At 60.2% G+C, this 206-nt stretch carries 1 protein-coding gene; it reads left to right on the forward strand.

The features are described 5' to 3' along the window. Positions 1-206, forward strand: a 206-nt coding sequence (locus tag TPRIMZ1_RS19425) for a PKD domain-containing protein (RefSeq protein WP_010263321.1), incomplete at both ends; no start/stop codon positions are given.

Here is a 206-nt window from a genome sequence, read left to right on the forward strand (position 1 = left end):
CGGCCACCCATACGGGCGTTTTTATCAGCCCGGCCCCCGCAACGCCACAGAATTACGCGATTCCGGTACAATTTACCGTTACGGCGGAAGATGGTTCATCCCAAGCCTATACGGTAACGGTTACCCAAGCGCCGCCAGAGCCGGGAATCGCAACGGCCCTGTGGGCACGGACGGTAACGGCGGGGTCAGACATGTCTGTCTTTCCC

Source organism: Treponema primitia ZAS-1, from assembly GCF_000297095.1.
Taxonomy (GTDB): Bacteria; Spirochaetota; Spirochaetia; order Treponematales; family Breznakiellaceae; genus Termitinema; species Termitinema primitia_A.